The 17555-nt window shown below is 71.1% G+C and carries 17 protein-coding genes and 2 tRNA genes; 9 read left to right on the top strand and 10 right to left on the bottom strand.

The features are described from left to right. The first annotated feature begins 373 nt into the window (after positions 1-373). From Q0967_RS15770 to Q0967_RS15760, 3 genes are read left to right on the top strand one after another with little or no spacing between them, the layout of a single operon-like run. Positions 374-640, top strand: coding sequence for a helix-turn-helix domain-containing protein (locus Q0967_RS15770; protein ID WP_298751939.1), 267 nt, complete (start codon positions 374-376; stop codon positions 638-640). Then, positions 637-1941 (top strand): type II toxin-antitoxin system HipA family toxin, encoded by a 1305-nt coding sequence (locus tag Q0967_RS15765; RefSeq protein WP_299450932.1) that lies wholly within the window; start codon positions 637-639, stop codon positions 1939-1941. Before Q0967_RS15770 ends, Q0967_RS15765 begins: the two co-directional genes overlap by 4 nt. A 19-nt stretch (positions 1942-1960) precedes the next feature. After that, positions 1961-2503, top strand: coding sequence for a hypothetical protein (locus Q0967_RS15760; protein ID WP_299450929.1), 543 nt, complete (start codon positions 1961-1963; stop codon positions 2501-2503). Here the strand turns inward: Q0967_RS15760 and Q0967_RS15755 are convergent. Genes Q0967_RS15755 through Q0967_RS15735 form a run of 5 tightly spaced genes read right to left on the bottom strand, consistent with a single transcriptional unit; the run spans position 2450 to position 8447 of the window. After that, the gene (locus tag Q0967_RS15755; RefSeq protein ID WP_299450926.1) at positions 2450-3661 is read right to left on the bottom strand and encodes a 4Fe-4S dicluster domain-containing protein; all 1212 of its coding nucleotides are present in this window, start codon (positions 3659-3661) and stop codon (positions 2450-2452) included. The genes Q0967_RS15760 and Q0967_RS15755 overlap by 54 nt on opposite strands. Further along, the gene (locus tag Q0967_RS15750) at positions 3661-4344 is read right to left on the bottom strand and encodes a molecular chaperone (RefSeq protein WP_298751947.1); all 684 of its coding nucleotides are present in this window, start codon (positions 4342-4344) and stop codon (positions 3661-3663) included. The genes Q0967_RS15755 and Q0967_RS15750 overlap by 1 nt, the downstream gene beginning before the upstream one ends. Beyond that, a complete protein-coding gene (locus tag Q0967_RS15745; RefSeq protein ID WP_298751949.1) occupies positions 4341-5345 on the bottom strand; it encodes a DmsC/YnfH family molybdoenzyme membrane anchor subunit in 1005 nt (334 codons plus the stop codon). Before Q0967_RS15745 ends, Q0967_RS15750 begins: the two co-directional genes overlap by 4 nt. A gap of 4 nt (positions 5346-5349) precedes the next feature. Continuing rightward, on the bottom strand, positions 5350-5970 hold the full coding sequence (locus Q0967_RS15740) for a DMSO/selenate family reductase complex B subunit (RefSeq protein ID WP_299450922.1): 621 nt from the start codon (positions 5968-5970) through the stop codon (positions 5350-5352). After that, positions 5967-8447 carry a DMSO/selenate family reductase complex A subunit gene (locus tag Q0967_RS15735; RefSeq protein WP_298751952.1) on the bottom strand — a complete coding sequence of 827 codons (2481 nt, stop codon included), beginning with the start codon at positions 8445-8447 and terminating at the stop codon, positions 5967-5969. Before Q0967_RS15735 ends, Q0967_RS15740 begins: the two co-directional genes overlap by 4 nt. A gap of 95 nt (positions 8448-8542) precedes the next feature. Between Q0967_RS15735 and Q0967_RS15730 the strand changes: the two genes are divergently transcribed. Together Q0967_RS15730 and Q0967_RS15725 are read left to right on the top strand one after the other, a co-directional pair. Next, the gene (locus tag Q0967_RS15730) at positions 8543-8788 is read left to right on the top strand and encodes a DUF6457 domain-containing protein (protein WP_298751954.1); all 246 of its coding nucleotides are present in this window, start codon (positions 8543-8545) and stop codon (positions 8786-8788) included. Positions 8789-9144: 356 nt separating this feature from the next. Then, a complete protein-coding gene (locus tag Q0967_RS15725) occupies positions 9145-10194 on the top strand; it encodes a Fic family protein (RefSeq protein WP_298751956.1) in 1050 nt (349 codons plus the stop codon). 218 nt (positions 10195-10412) lie between these two features. Here Q0967_RS15725 and Q0967_RS15720 read toward each other — a convergent pair. The 3 genes from Q0967_RS15720 to Q0967_RS15710 form a co-directional block, all read right to left on the bottom strand. After that, a tRNA-Ala gene (locus Q0967_RS15720) sits at positions 10413-10485 on the bottom strand. Between the two features lie 73 nt (positions 10486-10558). Continuing rightward, positions 10559-10690 (bottom strand): DLW-39 family protein, encoded by a 132-nt coding sequence (locus Q0967_RS15715; protein ID WP_235585695.1) that lies wholly within the window; start codon positions 10688-10690, stop codon positions 10559-10561. Positions 10691-10730: 40 nt separating this feature from the next. After that, positions 10731-10807, bottom strand: a tRNA-Ile gene (locus Q0967_RS15710). Positions 10808-10937: 130 nt separating this feature from the next. Between Q0967_RS15710 and Q0967_RS15705 the strand changes: the two genes are divergently transcribed. The 4 genes from Q0967_RS15705 to Q0967_RS15690 all read left to right on the top strand — a co-directional run bounded on the left by Q0967_RS15705 (position 10938) and on the right by Q0967_RS15690 (position 13934). Then, positions 10938-11873: an ABC transporter ATP-binding protein gene (locus tag Q0967_RS15705; RefSeq protein WP_298751961.1), complete on the top strand. Its 936-nt coding sequence runs from the start codon at positions 10938-10940 to the stop codon at positions 11871-11873. After that, complete coding sequence (locus Q0967_RS15700) at positions 11870-12724, top strand: ABC transporter permease (protein WP_298751963.1); 855 nt, start codon at positions 11870-11872, stop codon at positions 12722-12724. Before Q0967_RS15705 ends, Q0967_RS15700 begins: the two co-directional genes overlap by 4 nt. 5 nt (positions 12725-12729) lie before the next feature. Next, positions 12730-12963: a helix-turn-helix transcriptional regulator gene (locus tag Q0967_RS15695; protein ID WP_363321993.1), complete on the top strand. Its 234-nt coding sequence runs from the start codon at positions 12730-12732 to the stop codon at positions 12961-12963. Between the two features lie 77 nt (positions 12964-13040). Next, positions 13041-13934 carry a universal stress protein gene (locus tag Q0967_RS15690; RefSeq protein WP_298751965.1) on the top strand — a complete coding sequence of 298 codons (894 nt, stop codon included), beginning with the start codon at positions 13041-13043 and terminating at the stop codon, positions 13932-13934. 39 nt (positions 13935-13973) lie between these two features. Here Q0967_RS15690 and Q0967_RS15685 read toward each other — a convergent pair whose 3' ends face one another. Together Q0967_RS15685 and gyrA are read right to left on the bottom strand one after the other, a co-directional pair. Then, positions 13974-14735 (bottom strand): DUF3566 domain-containing protein, encoded by a 762-nt coding sequence (locus Q0967_RS15685; protein ID WP_298751967.1) that lies wholly within the window; start codon positions 14733-14735, stop codon positions 13974-13976. After that, positions 14732-17476 (bottom strand): DNA gyrase subunit A, encoded by a 2745-nt coding sequence (gene gyrA / locus Q0967_RS15680; protein WP_298751969.1) that lies wholly within the window; start codon positions 17474-17476, stop codon positions 14732-14734. The genes Q0967_RS15685 and gyrA overlap by 4 nt, the downstream gene beginning before the upstream one ends. Positions 17477-17555: the final 79 nt, after the last annotated feature.

Below are 17555 nucleotides of genomic sequence, written 5' to 3'. Positions count from 1 at the left end.
ATGCCCTACCCGCGCTGACCGCCTGACAACCCCTGTCGAAGGAGCACAGCGCTACACCACTACCCGGGACTTGACCCAGGCTCAGGAAGCAGACCGCCGGGAACGCACAGACGCGGCGCCTCGTGAGATTGGGTGGGTGACGTTCTCGGCCCTGGCCGACCATGGAGGTCTACTCCCAGGTCTCGTCGCAGGCCACGCGCGAGGCACTGCGCCAGCTCGGCGGACGACTGGGCGGCTCGGCTGGCTAGACCGACTGTCGCCCCATGGGCGACAAACGAAGATGTCGCGGTTCGACGACAAATGCACATGTCGTGGTACTGTGACATTCCGAGATGTCACAGATCTGTGACATCTACGGTTGGAGGTGGGTCGCATGCTCAGGACGGTCCGAGACGTCGGTGCTGCGGTGCGCCGAGCACGCCGGGAGGCCGGGCTCAGTCAGCAGGCTCTCGCGGACCGGGCGGGGGTCTCCCGCCAGTGGCTCTCCCGCGTGGAAGCGGGGAAGGGTCCCTCCGCGGAGATGGGCAAGGTGCTCGACGTCCTGGCCGCGCTCGGACTCGCGGTCGACCTGGTCACCACCCCCGTGGCCGAGGCCACGGACGATGACCCGTTCGCCAGTCTCTTCGAGGACGGCTCATGACGGCATTCCTGAACGTCTACCTCGACGGCGTCCTTGCCGGACAGTTGGCGCAGACCGCTGGTGGGGCGCTCGCCTTTGCCTACGACAGTTCCTACACCGCCCGTGCCAACCCCACGCCGCTCTCGCTGTCGATGCCGCTGAGTGGGTCGCGGCACTCGAACCGTGTCGTAGCCGCCTGGCTCGAGGGGCTCCTCCCGGACAACCTCGCCGTGCGGGAGGAGTGGGCTCGTAGGTTCGAGGTGTCAGCGCGCAACCCGTTCGCCCTGCTCCGGCACGTCGGGCGCGATGCCGCGGGGGCCGTGCAGGTGCTTCCCGTCGACGTCGACCCACCGGATGCAGCTCGGCGCACGGGCGACGTCCGCCGGCTCACCGAAGGCGAGCTCTCGGGTCTTCTTCTGCGCCTGACGGTGGGGGACCACGGCTGGGACGTCGGTGCCGGTTCCGGACGATGGAGCCTGGCGGGAGCGGAGAACAAGGTGGCGCTGCACCGTCTGGACGACGGCGGGTGGGGTGTTCCCCAGGGCGCGATGCCGACGACGCACGTCTTCAAGCCGACCCGCGCCGGCACCCGCTTCGAGGACCTGCACGTCAACGAGTTCGTCTGCCTGCGTGCCGCGGGTCTGCTGGGCCTGCGCGTCGCCCGGGTGGACCTGGTCGACGTCGGCGGGGCCAGGACGCTGGTCTCCACCCGCTACGACCGCGGTCGCGGACAGGACGGGATGTGGTTGCGCCTCCATCAGGAAGACCTGCTGCAGGCCATGAGCTACCCACCGACCAAGAAGTACCAGTCCGATGGCGGCCCCAGCGTCAAGAACGTCGCCTCGCTCCTGTCGACGCTGGCCCTCGCGGACCGTGATGCCGTGCGGTCGGCGTTCTTCGACGCCTTCGCCTTCAACGTCCTGGTGGGCGGGACCGACGCCCACGCGAAGAACTACTCCCTGCTCCTGCGCGGGCCACGGGTGGCCCTGGCACCCCTCTACGACGTCGCGTCCTATGCGCCGTACCTGAAGAGGGGCGAGGCGGTGCGGAGCTCGATGAAGGTGGGGCGCAACTGGCTCGTCCGCGACGTGACCGTCGAGGACTGGGTCGCCGTCGGTCTCTCCCTGGGTCTGGAGGCGACCGAGGCCGTGGACCGCGTGGAGCGCCTGCGCACAGGCCTGCCCGAAGCAGTCCTCGCAGCGGCTGAGGCCTCACCCGCGCCCTTCGCCGAGGAGGCCCGCCGTGTCGCCACAGCCGTCACTCGCCAGACACACCTGCGGGCTCAGCGCCTTCCGCGCGCCTCCCGGAACTCGGCTGACTAGGGTGCGGCACGATGAGGCCATGGAGACACGACCGGGGACGCCGGACGCCGGGGCCGTCCGGACCATGGTGCGCGTCTGCCGCAGTCGCGAGCGGGCCTGGGGGACGTTGAGGCGGCTCACCGACGCGGGTGACACCGGCGCCTGGGCGGAACGGCTCGAGGACGACATCGCCCGGTTGGGCGAGGCCGTCGCGTGGCTGGAGGCGGATTGGCGGCCCGACGGCGTGCTGCTGCTCGAGGGGCTGGTCCGACGGGCCCGGCGGCGCGGGGTGGAAGACCTGGCCGAACTGGCCGAGGACGCGGCGGCCGCCGCACAACCCCACCTGTCGCGCCTAGGTCGTCAGGTCCGGACGGTGCACGAGCAGGTCAGGACCGAGCTGACGGCCTGGGAGGAGGGGGACGTCCTCACGGCGAAGACCCTGCGGGTGGACCAGATGGGCCTGGTCGGCACGGGGAGCGAGGTGCGCGGGACGCTCAGCACCCTGACGGATGCCAGGACACCGGTCTGGTCACCGGTCGCCCAGGTCGTCGGGGCCTATCTGCTCCTCGAGACCGGTCACTGAGCTCGACGGCGGGGCGTAGACCCGCGGGGCGACATACCCGGGCGGCAGCCAGGAGCCGAAGGGGTCGGACCGGCGCATCCGGCACACCTGGCACAGCGTCCCCTCCCCACCGAAGGGGGTGCGACACCTGGCGCAGTCCTGGACGCGGATCGTCTCCAGAGGGGCGGAGGACTCCTGCGCCAGGTGGGCCCAGGTCACCGGGCCATCGTCGGAGATGGCCTCCACCGGGCAGAGGGCCTGACATCGGCCGCACCCGATGCACGCGGCCGGGTCCAGCATGAGGCTGACGCTCCCCGCCTCGCCCTGCCGCAGATCCAGCGCCGCGGTCGGGCAGCTCCGCACGCAGGTGGTGCAGGCTGTGCAGCCCTGGGACCGAAGGTCGCGACTGCGGGGCGCCGCGTGGGGTGAGGCTGGCGCGGACGGTCGGGCAGACAGCTCGGTGCGCAGGGCCGGCGAAATCGCGTGGGCGCCACCGGCCAACCCGACCACTTGACGTCGGATCTCCACCAGTGCCCGGGCCAGGCGGACCTGGTCACCGGCCTCGCCATGCCCGTCCGAGGGGCCCGGGGCCAGGCGCTCGACGGTCGGGATCTCCTCGGCTCGGTGCACCTCCCGACGTGGTGCGGCCCAGGCGAAGAGGGCACGGCGTCGGACCGGGAGGGCGTCGACGCTGCTGGTCCGGTCCGTGACCCTGCCGCGCCCCGGCCCGGGCCGGGAGCCCGAGCGTCCCGGCGTCACGGCGGCCAGGACCTCCAGGCGGATGGCGGCTCCCAGCTCGGCCAGCACCAGCTGAAGGAAGGCTGCCGCGGGCGGGTCGGCCTGCCCGGCGGGCGTGGGGTCGATGGACTTGGGGCCATCAGGTGTCGGGACGGTAGACGTGGTGCCAGCAGGCGTGCGGACGGCAGGTCCGGGCTCGCCGCAAGAGCACCCCGTGAGGTCCAGCACCAGCAGGGGAGCCGCGGCCACCAGCTCGGCCAGGGGGGCGGGGGACAGCGCCCGCAGGCAACCCTCCCAGCGCACGACGTGGTCGTGCGGCCCACCAGCGACCGCCCCCTCGGACCCACCGTCCGCCGACCCCGCGCAGCGAAGGACGACCCGCCGGTCGGCCGGGAGCCCGCGGGCCCAGGTGGTGACGGTCGCGACCGGGTCCGGGTGCATCAGGACAGGGTCGAGGCGACGCCGAGGTGGTGCAACTGGCCCAGCGCGCCACGGGTCAGTCCGGCCAGTCCGAGGTGGTAGTCGGTCTCGGCGTGCTCCTCGACGCGCTCGAGCAGGTCGGGCACCCACTGCTGCAGGTGCTGGTCGGTGAAGCTCCGGATGCCGGTCACCAGCTCCTCCGCACCGTCGGCATCCCCGACCTCCAGGGCATCGAGGGCGCGCAGCGCGAGGGTCGCGACGAAGGACGCCTCCAGCGCCACGTGGTCGTCCGGCTCCTTGTTGAGCAAGGGGCTCTGCAGGCCGAAGCGGCGGTAGAAGTCCCTGACCTGCAGGGTCTGCACGTCGAAGACGAGGCCCTCCCGCGATCGGTGCACCGACTCCCACGGCGCCGCCAGCAGCGGACGGGGCCCGACGAAGAGCCGACGGTGGTCTTGGCGCAGCGCCTCCAGGCTCTCCGGTCGCCCGTCGTGACCCCGGCCGGAGCGTACGAGCAGCCGCACCCCGCCGCTCGTGGCCGGGTCCTCGTAGGGCCAGGCCGCCAGCTGCTCGGGGCTGCGCAGGGCGTCGACGAAAGCCTGCTCCGGCTCCCGCCCGAAGGCGGTCGAGAGCACCGTCCAGGCTGCCGCGACATCGTCCAGCGCGTCGGCGAGCGCCGCGCCGGCGGGCCCAGGAAGCACGCTCACATCCCGATCCTGGCCATCGAGTCGTAGAACAGGCTGCGGCCGATGATCTCGGAGGCGAGCACGGTGGCGAAGGCTGCCGTGGCCACGGTCGCCACGAGCAGGGCCGACCGGTGGTCGGCGACCATGCGGTAGAGCGTGAGGCCGAGCAGCCCGGCACCGAGCACGAGCAGCACGAGGCGCGCGACGAACCAGGCGGTGCCGTAGGCGGCGACCGAGGCGGACGGCATACCCGGGTCGGCGGCCAGGTCCCGCTGCTGAAGCACGATGACGACCAGCTGCACCCCGAGGAGCAGGATGGAGGCGGTCGCGACCCAGCGCAGGGAGGCCTCGACGAGCTCCCGGCGGCCGGCATCGCCCGCGGCGGCGGCCTCGGGCGGCGGCTCCTCCGGACGCCGCAAGGACAGCAGCCAGCGGACCGGGGCCAGTCGCTCGACCCAGGCGAACCGCCGGGCGAGCCCCTGCCGGCGCCACATGATGACGCCCATGAACGCTGCACCGACCGCCAGGGCGCCCAGCAGGAAGGTGGTGAGGAAGAACTGTGCGGGCGTGGCCCAGGTGTTCCAGGCGGGCACGGTCGGCAGCGACGCGTAGACCATCGACATCACCCAGACCAGCCCCAGCCCGACGACGGCCGTCAACGCGGCCAGCGCCTGCCGCAGCGCCGGCGAGCCCCAGCGGAGGAACTGCAGGGCCGCGAAGAGGAAGCCCAGCCCGGAGAAGGCGATGCCGAAGACGATCTCGCGGCTCAACCACGAGGAGTCGAGATGCCGGAACGTGTTCAGCGCGTTGAACGGGTTGCCGAGGTGGAGCATCGAGGCCATCAGCCCCAGCACCAGGACCGGCCCGATGGCGTAGAGGGACGGGTCGGCGATCTCGTCGACGGCGGCCTTGCCGTAGCGCAGTCGGCCGACCACCTGGACCACTCCGAGGGCGACGAATGCGCCGACCGACATCTGGGCCAGCACGGTGAAGAGGATCAGCGGTAGCTCGTGGACGTTCACGGCACTAGATCTCCGTCGGGTTGGCGATCTCGCCGGTGCCGCTGCCCGTGGGCTGGGCGTCCCGGTGCGGGGTGATGACCAGGTGGGGTCTGGTGATCGAGGGGTCGGGCAACGGCTCGACCGCGTCGACGGTGCCGTACTTGGCGCGCAGCTCATCGATCGGGCCCCAGTCCAGGGCTCGGGAGGGGCAGGCCTCGACGCAGGCCGGGTTCTTGCCCTCGGAGCGGTAGTCGGCGCACAGGTCGCACTTGGTCATGTGCCCCAGCTCGGGGTTGTACTGCGGGGCGGAGTAGGGGCAGGCCCATTCGCAGTAGCGGCAGCCGACGCACTTGTCCGGGTCTACGGCCACCGTGCCGTCCTCGCGCTTGTGCATCGCGGTGGTCGGGCAGACCGCCACGCAGATCGGGTCCTCGCAGTGGTTGCACGCGATGGAGGTGTAGTAGCTGAAGACGTTCGGCACCATCGTGTCGCCGTCCTGCTGCCAGGTGCCGCCGGTGTACTCGACCACCCGCCGCCAGGTGACGCCCACGGGCAGGTCGTGCTTGTCCTTGCAGGCGATCTGGCAGGCCTTGCACCCGGTGCAGACGCTCTGGTCGAGGTAGAACCCCAGGTTGTCGCTCATCATGCCTCCAGGTCAGGTGCGGTCGTCTTCTCCAGCTCCACCAGCGTGGAGTACTGCGGGTTGGACTTGGCGAGCGAGGTCGGGTGCCAGCTGGTGAGGATGTTGGCCGTGCCGGCCCGGTCGGTGCCGTCCGGTCCGGGGTCGTACCACGCGCCGTGCGGCAGCATGACCACCCCGGGGGCGATGCGCGGCGTCACCTTGACGGCGACCAGGGTCGCGCCCCGGTCGTTGAAGACCCTGACCCAGTCATCGTTGTCCAGCCCGCGGGCCGTCGCGTCCGCCGGGTTGATCCACAGCCGTTGCGGGTGGGCCTCCTGCAGCCAGGGCACGTTGCCGTAGGTCGAGTGGGTGCGGCCCTTGAAGTGCTTGTTGATCAGCTGCAGGGGGTATGTCGTGTGAGCGCGGGCGGCTTCGGCACCCTCGGTGGTGCGCACGTACTCCGGCACCGCGGTGATCCGCTCGCCCTCCGGGAGCTCCCAGCGCCTGGCGTTCTCCCAGACCTCCTCGGAGAAGATCTCGATCTTGCCCGAGGGGGTGGGCAGCGGGTTGGCTTCCGGGTCCTCGCGGAAGTCGCGCAGGGGGATCACGCTCTCCCCGGCCATCTTCCAGACGCCCATCTCGCGCAGCTCCTGGAAGGGCGGCAGCTCGGGGTAGGTCTTGCGGGTCTCCTCGACGGTGTGCTCGACCCACTCCTCCTGGGTGCGGCCCTCGGTGAACTCCCGCTCCACGCCCATCCGCCGGGCGACCTCGCTGCAGATCTCGTAGATCCCGCGGCAGTCGTAGAGCGGTTCGATGGCCTTGTCCGCCAGGATGGTGTAGCCCATGTTGCCAGCGTGCCCCTGGTTGATGATGTCCATCTGCTCGGCGTTGGACAGGTCGGGCAGCAGGATATCGGCGTAGCGGGACGAGACCGTCATCTGGTTCTCGATGACGACGATGAACTCGCACTTGCTGTCGTCGCGCAGCAGCTCGGTGGTGCGGTTGATGTCGGAGTGCTGGTTGACGAGGGTGTTGCCGCCGTAGTTCCAGATGAACTTGATCGGCACCGACAGGCGGTCGGCGCCACGCACCCCGGCGTTGAGGGCCGTCATCTCCGGCCCGCGCTCGATGGCGTCGGTCCAGGTGAAGTGGGAGATCTGCGTCGTCACCGGGTTGGGTATAGCGTCGAAGGGCTTGGCCAGGCTGAGCATGTAGGCGCCCTCGCGGGACCCGGTGCCGCCGCCGGGGACACCGATGCTGCCGGTCATCGCGGCGAGGGTGAACATGGCCCGTGACTGGTTCTCGCCGTTCTGCTGGCGCTGGGCCGACCAGCCCTGCATCACCGCCACCGGACCGGCCGCTCGCCCGATCTGGCGGGCCAGGTCGACGATGGTGCCCACCGGCACTCCGGTGACGGGGGAGGCCCACTCCGGCGTCTTGGCAGTCCCGTCCGGGCCATCGCCCATGACGTAGGCCCGGTAGGAGCTCCCGGCGGGGACGCCCTCGGGCAGGTGCTCGTCGTCGAACCCGACGCAGTGGCTGTCCAGGAACTCCTGGTCGTGCAGGCCCTCGCTGATCATCACATGGGCCAGGGCCGCGATGAGGGCGACGTCCGTGCCGGGCCGGATGGCGACCCACTCGTCAGCCAGCTGCTGAGCGGTGTCCGACAGCCTGGGGTCGACGACGATGACGCGGGTGTGGTGCTTCTTCTTCGTCTGCTGGGTGACGAAGACCTCACCGCCACCGCTCATCCGGGTCTCGATCGGGTCGTTGCCGAAGATGACGACCAGCTCGGAGTTCTTCCAGTCGTCGTGGCTGTTGGTGTCGGTCCAGCCGCCGTACTGCACGCGCATCGCCTCGGTGATGCAGCCGGTGGAGTAGTCGCCGTAGTAGGTCAGCGAACCACCCAGGATGTTCATCAGGCGCTGGATCGCCCCGCCGTAGGGGCCGTAGGAGTTGATGATCGTGCCACCGATGACCCCCGTGCCATAGGCCTGGAAGACCGCTTCGTTGCCGTACTCCTCCAGCACCCGGCGCAGGTTGTCGGCGATGTCGTCGAAGGCCTCCTCCCAGGTGATCTCCTCCCACTCGCCGGCACCGCGCTCACCGACGCGCCGCAGAGGGGTCTTGAGCCTCTCCGGGCTGTAGATCCGCTGCCGGATCGAGCGACCGCGCACGCAGGCGCGGATCTGCTGGGTGCCGATCTCGTCGTCACCGGTGTCGTCGGGCAGGACCCGGGTGATCTGGTCGTCCCGGACCTCGAACCGCAGCGGACAGCGGGAGCCGCAGTTGACCAGGCAGGCGTTCCAGACCGTCCGGTCCGGGGGCGCTTCGGGGGCAAGGAGCCCGGCGGCCGTCTGCCCCTCCTCTGCACCGGTGCACGCGGCCAGCCCGACTCCCCCACCGGCCACGGCGCTCCACTGCAGGAACCTCCTGCGCCCCACAGCCGGGCCCCAGCCCCGCCCCGCCACGTCGCTCGATCCGGACTCCGAGTCGTTCATGCACCTCATACTACGACGCACTGTCATAGTCCATGCCCGGTTGCCGTAGGTTGCCGCGGCTTGGCGCGTCGCCCGGAGGGCGCGACGATGGGAGCATGAGATCCGTCGAAGGCATCGAGGAGCAGCACCGGGAGTGGCTGGACGCCGTGGGGGCGTTCGCCGGCGTGCAGCTGGACCTCCGCACGGTCGAGCGCGTGCTCGACCTGGCCAAGGACGTCGCGCACGACGCAGCCCGACCGCTGGCGCCGGTCGCCGCCTACGCCCTGGGGATCGCCGTCGCCGGCGGCGCCGACCCCGACGAGACCGCGCGGCGCATCGCGGGGCAGGGTGTGTCGGACTGAGCCGAGAGCCCTTGCAGGCACAGATGCTTGGCACGTTGATGTCGGGCAGCGCCAGCGAGTGCTCGGCGGAGCTCCAGGCGACCCTCCACGAGGTCCTGACCAGCGACTTTGCAGGTAACGACCCGATCACGGCTGCTGTGGGCGGGACATGTTCGTTTGCTGCACATCACACCGATGAAGTTGCTGTGAAGTACGTGTAGATTGACATTGTGGACATCGAAATGTTCGGGAACAAGAGAACCGGGACCCTCGTGCCGATCTCGGGTGTCCACCCACGATCCGGGGATTGGACACACTCCGCCTTCGTTCCCGCGCCCCTGACGGATGACCTGCCCGACCTGAGCTCTCAGACCTGGATGCGGGTCGCCGACGCGCGCGCAGCCCTCGCGGCACTGGACAGCACAGCGCGTCAGCTGCCCAACCCCCAGCTGCTCCGGCGACCCTCGCTGCAGAGGGAGGCCCAGAGCACCTCGGCGCTCGAGGGCACCTACGAACCCCTGCACGCGGTGCTGACCGCCGACGACGAGGGCCCGGTGAGCCTCACGATGCGCGAGGTTCTCAACTTCGTGACCATGGCCGACCTGGCCTTCGGCTGGGTGAACCAAGGGCGGACCCTGTCCGTCCCCATGCTCGCCGAGCTCCAGCAAACGCTGGTCCGCGGCACCCCGGCGGAGAGCCCCTCGTCCGGGCAGATCAGGAGGATCCAGGTCGTCATCGGGCAACGCCGGACGGCTGCCGTCGGGGAGCTCCCCGTCAAGGCCGCCAGGTTCGTCCCCCCTCCTCCCGGGTTGGACCTCGAGGCGAACGTGCGCGACCTGGTGCGTTGGATGGCCGCGGACCACAAGAACACCATGGACCCGGTGGTCGTCTCGGCGCTCTCGCACTACCAGTTCGAGACCCTGCACCCGTTCCACGACGGCAACGGACGCATCGGCCGCCTTCTCATCGTCCTGCAGCTCTACGCCTCTGGGGTCCTCAGCGAGCCGACCCTCACGGTGTCGCCCTGGTTCGAGGCACGACGCGCCGAGTACTACGACCGCCTCCTGGCGGTGAGCTGCGCCGGAGAGTGGGACCAGTGGATCTCCTTCTTCGCCCAAGGGTTGGAGGAGTCGGCTCAGACCACCCGTGGGCAGATGCTGAGGCTCGTCGACGTCCAGTCAGACCTGAAGGAGACGATCCGCGGCTCATCTCTCCGCGCGGACAAGGCACACACCCTCGTCGACTACGCGGTCGCACACCCCTCCTTCACGGTGCGGCAGGTCCAACGCGACCTAGAGCTCTCCTACGGCCGGGCCAACGGCCTCGTCGGTCAGCTGGTCGACCTCGGCGTCCTCTCGTCAACGGGGGAGACCTACCGCCGCCGCTTCTTCGCCCCTGCCGTCCTCGACGTCCTTCTCCGCGCATGACGGCGTTGCAGCACTTTCCTGGGGTATGGGGCGGACCTGCGAGGTCTGCTCCCAGGCCATGCGCGACGCCTCCGTCAGCTCGGGGACGCCTGGGGGAACGCGCGTAACCCCATACCTGCAGGTCAGGCCCACAATCGACGCGTTTGCAGCCGTACTTTCCTGGGGTACGGGCACGAAAGAGGCCCTCCCCGCGGAGCGGGAAGGGCCTCTGACCTGGGTGGAGGCGACCGGACTCGAACCGACAACCCTCTGCTTGCAAAGCAGATGCGCTACCAATTGCGCCACGCCCCCGAGGGGTATGAAGTTGTCCGACCGCCGCGCACCCGCTCCTGCTGGGCGGCAGCCGGGTCCGGCGGGAGGTGGGTTACTGACCCGGCTGACCGGGCACGTCGTCGGTGGCCTCGGCCCACAGGTCACGCTCGGCCTGCTGGTCCTGCATCCGCTTGAGGGCCACGAGGCCGGCCGCGGCGGCGGCCACCATGAGGAGGCGCTTCATCTGTCGATCAACTCCTGATCTCGGCGACGACGCAGGTGGGTGGTGGGCCTAACTGGACTTGAACCAGTGACCTCTGTCTTATCAGGACAGCGCTCTAACCGACTGAGCTATAGGCCCGGGCACGTGCGAGGCACGCGACGGTCGAGATTACCTCACCCTCCGGAGCGCCGCCAAAACACCCAGCCACGCGCTCCACGCCCCGTAGCAGACCTTGAACGAAATGTAGTACGTCTACTACATTGATCCCATGTCGGCCTCCCCAGCGGCGATCCAGTGCCAGGGCCTCACCATGTCCTACGGGGACCGCCTGGTCCTCGACGGCATCGACCTCGAGGTTCCCCCCGGCCAGGTGGTGGCCCTGCTCGGCCCCAACGGCGCGGGCAAGACCACGACGGTCGAGATCCTCGAGGGCTTCCGTCAGCCCTCCGCCGGCCAGGTCACGGTGCTGGGGGAGAACCCGGCCACGGCCCCCGAGTCGTGGCGGTCCCGGGTCGGCGTGGTCCTGCAGAGCTGGCGCGACCACGGCACGTGGAAGGTGCGCGACCTCATCGAGGTCATGGGGGGCTACTACGCCCCCTACGCCACGCCGAGCGTGCCCCGTCCCTGGTCGACCGACGAGCTGCTGAGCCGCGTGGGGCTCGCGACCCAGGCGGACGGCCGCATCGACAAGCTCTCGGGTGGGCAGCGACGCCGCCTGGACGTGGCCATCGGTCTCGTCGGGCGACCGGAGCTGCTCTTCCTGGACGAGCCGACGACCGGGCTGGACCCGGCCGGCCGGCGCGACATCCACGACCTCGTGGCCGACCTGGCGGACCTGCGCACGACCGTCCTCGTCACCACCCACGACCTCGCGGAGGCGGAGAAGATCGCCGACCGCCTGCTCATCCTGGCGGGGGGACACCTCGTCGCCGACGGGACCCCGGACGCGCTGCGCCACCAGCTGTCGCGGTCCAGCGAGGTGCGGTGGCGCGACCGGGCGACAGGGCAGGTCACCGTGCACGCGGACGCCGACCCCACGGCATACCTCGCGCATCTCCTCAGCACCCGCCCGGGCGAGGTCGAGGTGCTCGAGGTGCGCGCGGCCTCCCTGGAGGACATCTACCTCGACATCGTGCGCCGCTCCGAGACCGACGAGCACGACGGCGCCGACCTGCCCACCGCCGCCCTGGAGGCTCTGAGATGACCACGGCCATCCCGACCGCCGTGGTCCGGTCCGCCGCCCGGCAGGCCCGGATCACCCTCGTCCGGAAGTACACCTCGCCCGCCGGCCTGAGCGTCGTCGTCGTCTCGCTCGTGGTCCTCGTGGTGCTGTGGTTCCTGCGGGACGCCGAGCTCGGTGTCGCCCAGGTCGGGGCGAGCGGCTACATCTTCAGCGGCTTCCTCGCCTTCGGCGTCATCTCGGCGGCCGTCCTCGGGGTCGCCGGCGAGCTGCAGGCCGAACGTGAGGACGGCACCCTGCTCCGCGCGAAGGCCGTGCCCCACGGCATGACGGGTCACCTGCTCGCCAAGATCCTCGTCGCGCCCTTCGACGCGCTCATCCCCATGCTGCCGGCCATCGTCGGGGCGGCGATCTTCCTGCCCGACGTCATGCCCCGCGACCTCCTCGGGTGGGTGCTGCTCCTCGTGGTCTTCCTGCTGGGGGTGGTGACCATGCTCCCGTGGGGTGCGGTGCTCGGCTCGGTCTTCCGCACCATGATCGGCCTCGCCTGGGCGATGATGGCGATGTATGCCGTGGCCGCCCTCTCCGGGGTGTTCTACCCGGTCGGTGGCTGGCCGGCGCCGCTGCAGTGGGCCGCGCAGTGCAGCCCGCTCTACTGGATCGGGGTCGCGGTGCGCTCCGTCCTGCTGCCGCCGGAGGCGGCCGCGGCCGAGATCGGGGGCGAGTTCCGGCTCGTGCTGGCGCTGCTGGTCCTCCTCGGGTGGGCGGTGGTGGGCCTGCTCGTCGCCCCGGTCCTGCTGCGCCGGATGGCGCGCCGGCAGTCCGGCAGCACCGTCCAGGCGGCCCGCGAGCGTGTCCTGGCGAAGGGCTACTGACCCCCGTGCCCAGCGAGTCACCGCCGCTGCACAACCGGATCGCGATGCTGCGGGTCGAGCGCGGCATCAGCCGGCGGGAGCTGGCGGAGGCGCTGGGCGTGCACTACCAGACGGTGGGCTACCTCGAGCGGGGCGAGTACAGCCCCTCCCTCGTCCTCGCCCTGCAGATCGCCGAGTTCTTCGCCGTGCCGGTCGAGACCGTCTTCAGCCGCCGCCCCTTCCCGCCCCTGGGTGGCTGAGCAGCCGCTCCGTCCATGGCGTGACACCCCCGGTCGCGCTACTATGAGATGTAGTAGACAACAGAGAGGTGAGGACGATGACCACCACCCAGAGCACCACCCGACCGATCGTCGTGGGCTTCGACGGGTCGCAGAGCTCTCAGGACGCCATCCGGTGGGCGGCTGACGCCGCGGCCCGCCTGGTCGCGCCCCTCGTGGTCCTGCACGCCGCCGATCGCATCGTCCACGCGCAGGACGTCTCCATCGGCATCTGGGATCCGGCAGCCGAGCACCAGCGGGCCCAGGACCTCGCCGAGCAGGGCGCCGCGCTCGCCCGGGAGGCGCACCCCGACCTCGAGGTCACCGCCCAGGGGTCCCTCCTCGGCCCTCGCCAGGCTCTCGACGAGGCCTCGGCCCACGCGAGGGGCGTGGTGGTCGGGTCCCGCGGCTTCGGCCGGGTCCGCAGCACCCTCCTGGGTGCCACCACCTACGGCCTCACCGGCCACGCCCGGTGCCCGGTCACCGTCGTGCCGGGGCCGGCCTCCATGCCCGGACCCGACTCGCGTGTGGTGGTCGGCGTCGACGGGTCCCCGGAGTCCGAGCGGGCGGCCGAGGCCGGCGCGAGGTGGGCCCAGGCCTGGGGTGCGGACGTGCTCGTCGTCAGCAGCTGGGAGCGCCCGACGACCGACCCGTGGGGTCTGAGCGTGGACGGTATGCGGTCGGTCGACGAGGCCGCCGAGGTGCGCCGTGAGCGGGCGGCGGGGCAGGCACGGCATGCCGCGGACGCCCTCACGGCCGCCTTCCCCGACCTCTCGGTGGAGATCGCCACCCCCAGCGGGCGCGCCGACGAGAACCTCGTCGAGGCGTCGTCCGACGCGGCGCTGCTGGTGCTGGGCAACCGGGGCAGCGGACGGCTGTCGTCGTTCCTGCTGGGGTCGACGACGCGCAACATCCTGCACATGAGCATGGTGCCGGTGCACATCGTGCGCTGACCCCGACGGCACGCCCGAGCACCGGGCGGCCGGCTCACCTCACTCGTCGGAGAGCGTCACCTGGGCGCCTCCGACGAGGGCGGCGCAGATGTTGTAGAGGAAGGCCGAGAGGGTGGCCAGCGCGGTGAGCAAGAAGACGTTGAGCACGCCCAGCACCGCCGACAGGGCCATGACCCGGCTGAACCCGAGGTAGTCGGTGAGGTCGATGGTCGGGCCGCTGGCCTCCCCGCTGGTGATCTGGGCGAGGAAGCCGTTGATGGTGGAGAAGACGTTCATCCCGGACAGCACCGTCCACAGCACCGCCACCATGACGACGCCGGAGATCCCCAGCGCCACGGCGACGAGGAAGCTGATCTTCAGCACCGACCACGGGTCGATGCGCTGCGCGGTGAGGCGCACCCGACGCGGACCGCCCCGGCGCGGGGCCGGGCGCCCCGGCGGCCGGTTGCCCGACGTGCGGGCCGTGCTGCCCTGGACCCCGTCGCGCGGGCTCGCGCCCCGGGCCGTGGACCCACCCCGTCCCGCGCTGGCACCCGCGGCCGACCCCGAGGCCAGGCCGGCGGTCGCGCCGCGCAGGGCACGGGCCTTGCGCGCGGCCAGGTCGCGCCCCTGAGCGGTGCGAGCGAGCGCGCCGTCCTTCATCTTGGCGGCCGCCGAGCGCTCGTCGCCCTCGTCCCGGGGGGTGGATGGCGAGCCGCCCCCGGGGGAGGAGCCAGCCCCGGTCCCACCGGCGGCGCTCTTGTGCACCTGCGTCTCGTCGGTCGAGGAGCGGGACCCCGAGGGGCCCGGAGTGCTGCTCATGCGCCGTCGTCCTCCGTGCTCTCGGTGCTGTCGGTCTCAGAGCTCTCGGTGCCGTCGGCCACGTGCTCGCCGGACGGCAGGGTGTCCTCGTTCTGACCCGACGGTACGCCATCGTCCTCGGGGACCGCCGCATCCGCGCCGTCGACCTGCACGGCGGCCTCGACGGCCTCCTCGAGCTCCTCCTCGCCCGCCGCCTCCGCGTTGCGCGCGATCGCCAGGACCGCATCTCCCCGTCCGGGGTTGGCGAAGCGCACGCCGCTGGTGTCGCGGCCGGTGACCCGGACCCCCCGCTCTCCGCCCACCGCCGAGCGCACGACGTTGCCGCGCTCGGTGAGCACGAGCACCTCGTCCGACTCGTCGACGAGCAGCGCACCGACGACCGGGCCGGCCTTGTCGGTGGCCTTGGCGACCTTGATCCCCAGCCCGCCACGACCCTGCACGCGGTACTGCGACACGGGGGTGCGCTTGGCCATCCCGGTGGAGAACACCACGAACACGTAGGGGTCGGTGCCGTCGGCGACGACCTGCATCGCGAGCAGCTCGTCGTCACCGCGGAACTTCATCCCGGTCACGCCCGAGGTCGCTCGCCCCATCGGGCGCAGCATCTCGTCGGCCGCGGGGAAGCGCACCGACTGGCCGTCGCGGGAGACGAGCAGCACGTCGTCGCTGCCGTGCGCGAGGGCGGCGCCGACCAGCTCGTCACCCTCCCGCAGGTTGACGGCGATGAGCCCGCCGGACCGGGGGGAGTCGTAGTCGGTGAGCCGCGACTTCTTGACCAGGCCGTTCTTGGTGGCCAGGAGGAGGTAGGGCGCCTGCTCGTAGTCGCGCAGCGGCAGCACCGAGCGGATGCTCTCCCCGGGCTGGAACGCCATGAGGTTGGCGACGTGCTGACCCTTGCCGGTCGGCCCGCCCTCGGGGAACTCGTAGGCCTTGGACCGGTAGACCCGGCCCTGGTCGGTGAAGAAGAGCATCCAGTGGTGGGTGCTGGTGACGAAGAAGTGCTGCACGAGGTCGTCGGCCCGCAGCGCCGCACCCCGGCGACCCTTCCCGCCCCGGTGCTGGGCGCGGTACTCGCGCACCGGCGTCCGCTTGACGTAGCCGCCCCGGGTGATGGTGACGACGACGTCCTCCTCGGTGATGAGGTCCTCCATCGACATGTCACCGTCGAAGAGGTCGATCGTGGTGCGCCGGTCGTCGCCGAACTTGTCGACGATCTCCGCGAGCTCGGTGGAGATGATCTCGCGCTGTCGTGCGGGGCTGGCCAGGATCGCCTCGAACTCGACGATCTGCGCCTCCAGCTCGTCGTGGTCAGCCTGGATGCGGGCCCGCTCCAGGGCGGCCAGCCGGCGCAGCTGCAGGTCGAGGATGGCCCGGGCCTGCGCCTCGTCGATACCCAGCAGCTCCATGAGCCCGTTGAGCGCCTCGTCCGCCGACGGGCTGCGCCGGATGAGCGCGATGACCGCGTCCAGCTGGTCCAGCGCCCTGAGGTAGCCCCGGTAGACGTGGATCCGCTTCTCGGCCTCCCGCAGCCGGAACTGCGTGCGGCGGACGATGACCTCGACCTGGTGGTCGACCCAGTGCCGGATGAACGCCGAGATCGGCAGGGTCCGCGGCACCCCGTCGACGAGCGCCAGCATGTTGGCGCCGAAGGACTGCTGCAGCTGGGTGTGCTTGTAGAGGTTGTTGAGCACGACCTTGGCGACGGCGTCCCGCTTGAGCACGACGACCAGCCGCTGCCCGGTGCGCCCCGAGGTCTCGTCGCGCAGGTCGGCGACACCGCTGAGCTTGCCGTCCTTGACGAGGTCGGCGATCTTCTTGGCCAGGCTGTCCGGGTTGACCTGGTAGGGCAGCTCGGTCGCGACCAGGCAGGTGCGCCCCTGGATCTCCTCGACCTCGACGACGGCCCGCATGATGATCGAGCCACGCCCGGTGCGGTAGGCGTCCTCGATGCCCTTCTTGCCCATGATGAGCGCACCGGTGGGGAAGTCCGGGCCCTTGATGATCCCCAGGAGCGCGTCGAGCAGCTCCTCCCGGGAGGCGTCCGGGTGCTGCAGCAGCCACTGCGCCCCCGCGGCGACCTCGCGCAGGTTGTGCGGGGGGATCTGCGTGGCCATTCCGACGGCGATGCCCGCCGAGCCGTTGACCAGCAGGTTCGGGAAGCGTGCGGGCAGGACCGCGGGCTCGCGGGTCTTGCCGTCGTAGTTGTCGACCATGTCGACGGTGTCCTCGCGGATGTCGCGCACCATCTCCATGGCCAGCGGGTGCAGCCGGCACTCGGTGTACCGGGGTGCCGCCGCCGGGTCGTCCCCGGGGGTGCCGAAGTTGCCCTGCCCCTGCACCAGCGGGTGCCGCATCGACCAGTCCTGCACCAGCCGGACCAGGGCGTCGTAGATCGCGCCGTCTCCGTGCGGGTGGTACTGGCCCATGACGTCGCCGACGACGCGCGAGCACTTGTTGAAGCCGCGGTCCGGGCGGTAGCCACCGTCGTACATCGCGTAGAGCACCCGCCGGTGCACCGGCTTGAGCCCGTCGCGCACGTCGGGCAGGGCCCGGGAGACGATGACGCTCATCGCGTACTCGATGTAACTGCGCTGCATCTCGGCGTTGATGTCGATCGGCTCGATCCGATCGCCGGCCCCGGTCACCGCCGCCTCCAGGGCGGCGTCGGCACTCTGGGCCGCGGTGGACGCGTCCGGGATCTCCGGCAGGTCGGGCAGGTCGGGGGTCTGGTCGTCAGCCATGGGTCACCTATGTCGATTCAGGTATGGGGTGGGGCGGCTCAGATGCAGCGTCTTCTGGACGTCTTCGTCATCGCTCGAT

This window comes from uncultured Serinicoccus sp. (assembly GCF_947500995.1).
GTDB lineage: Bacteria > Actinomycetota > Actinomycetes > Actinomycetales > Dermatophilaceae > Ornithinicoccus.
Note: the sequence above shows the minus strand (reverse complement) of the source record. Positions and strands in the feature narration are given on the sequence as shown.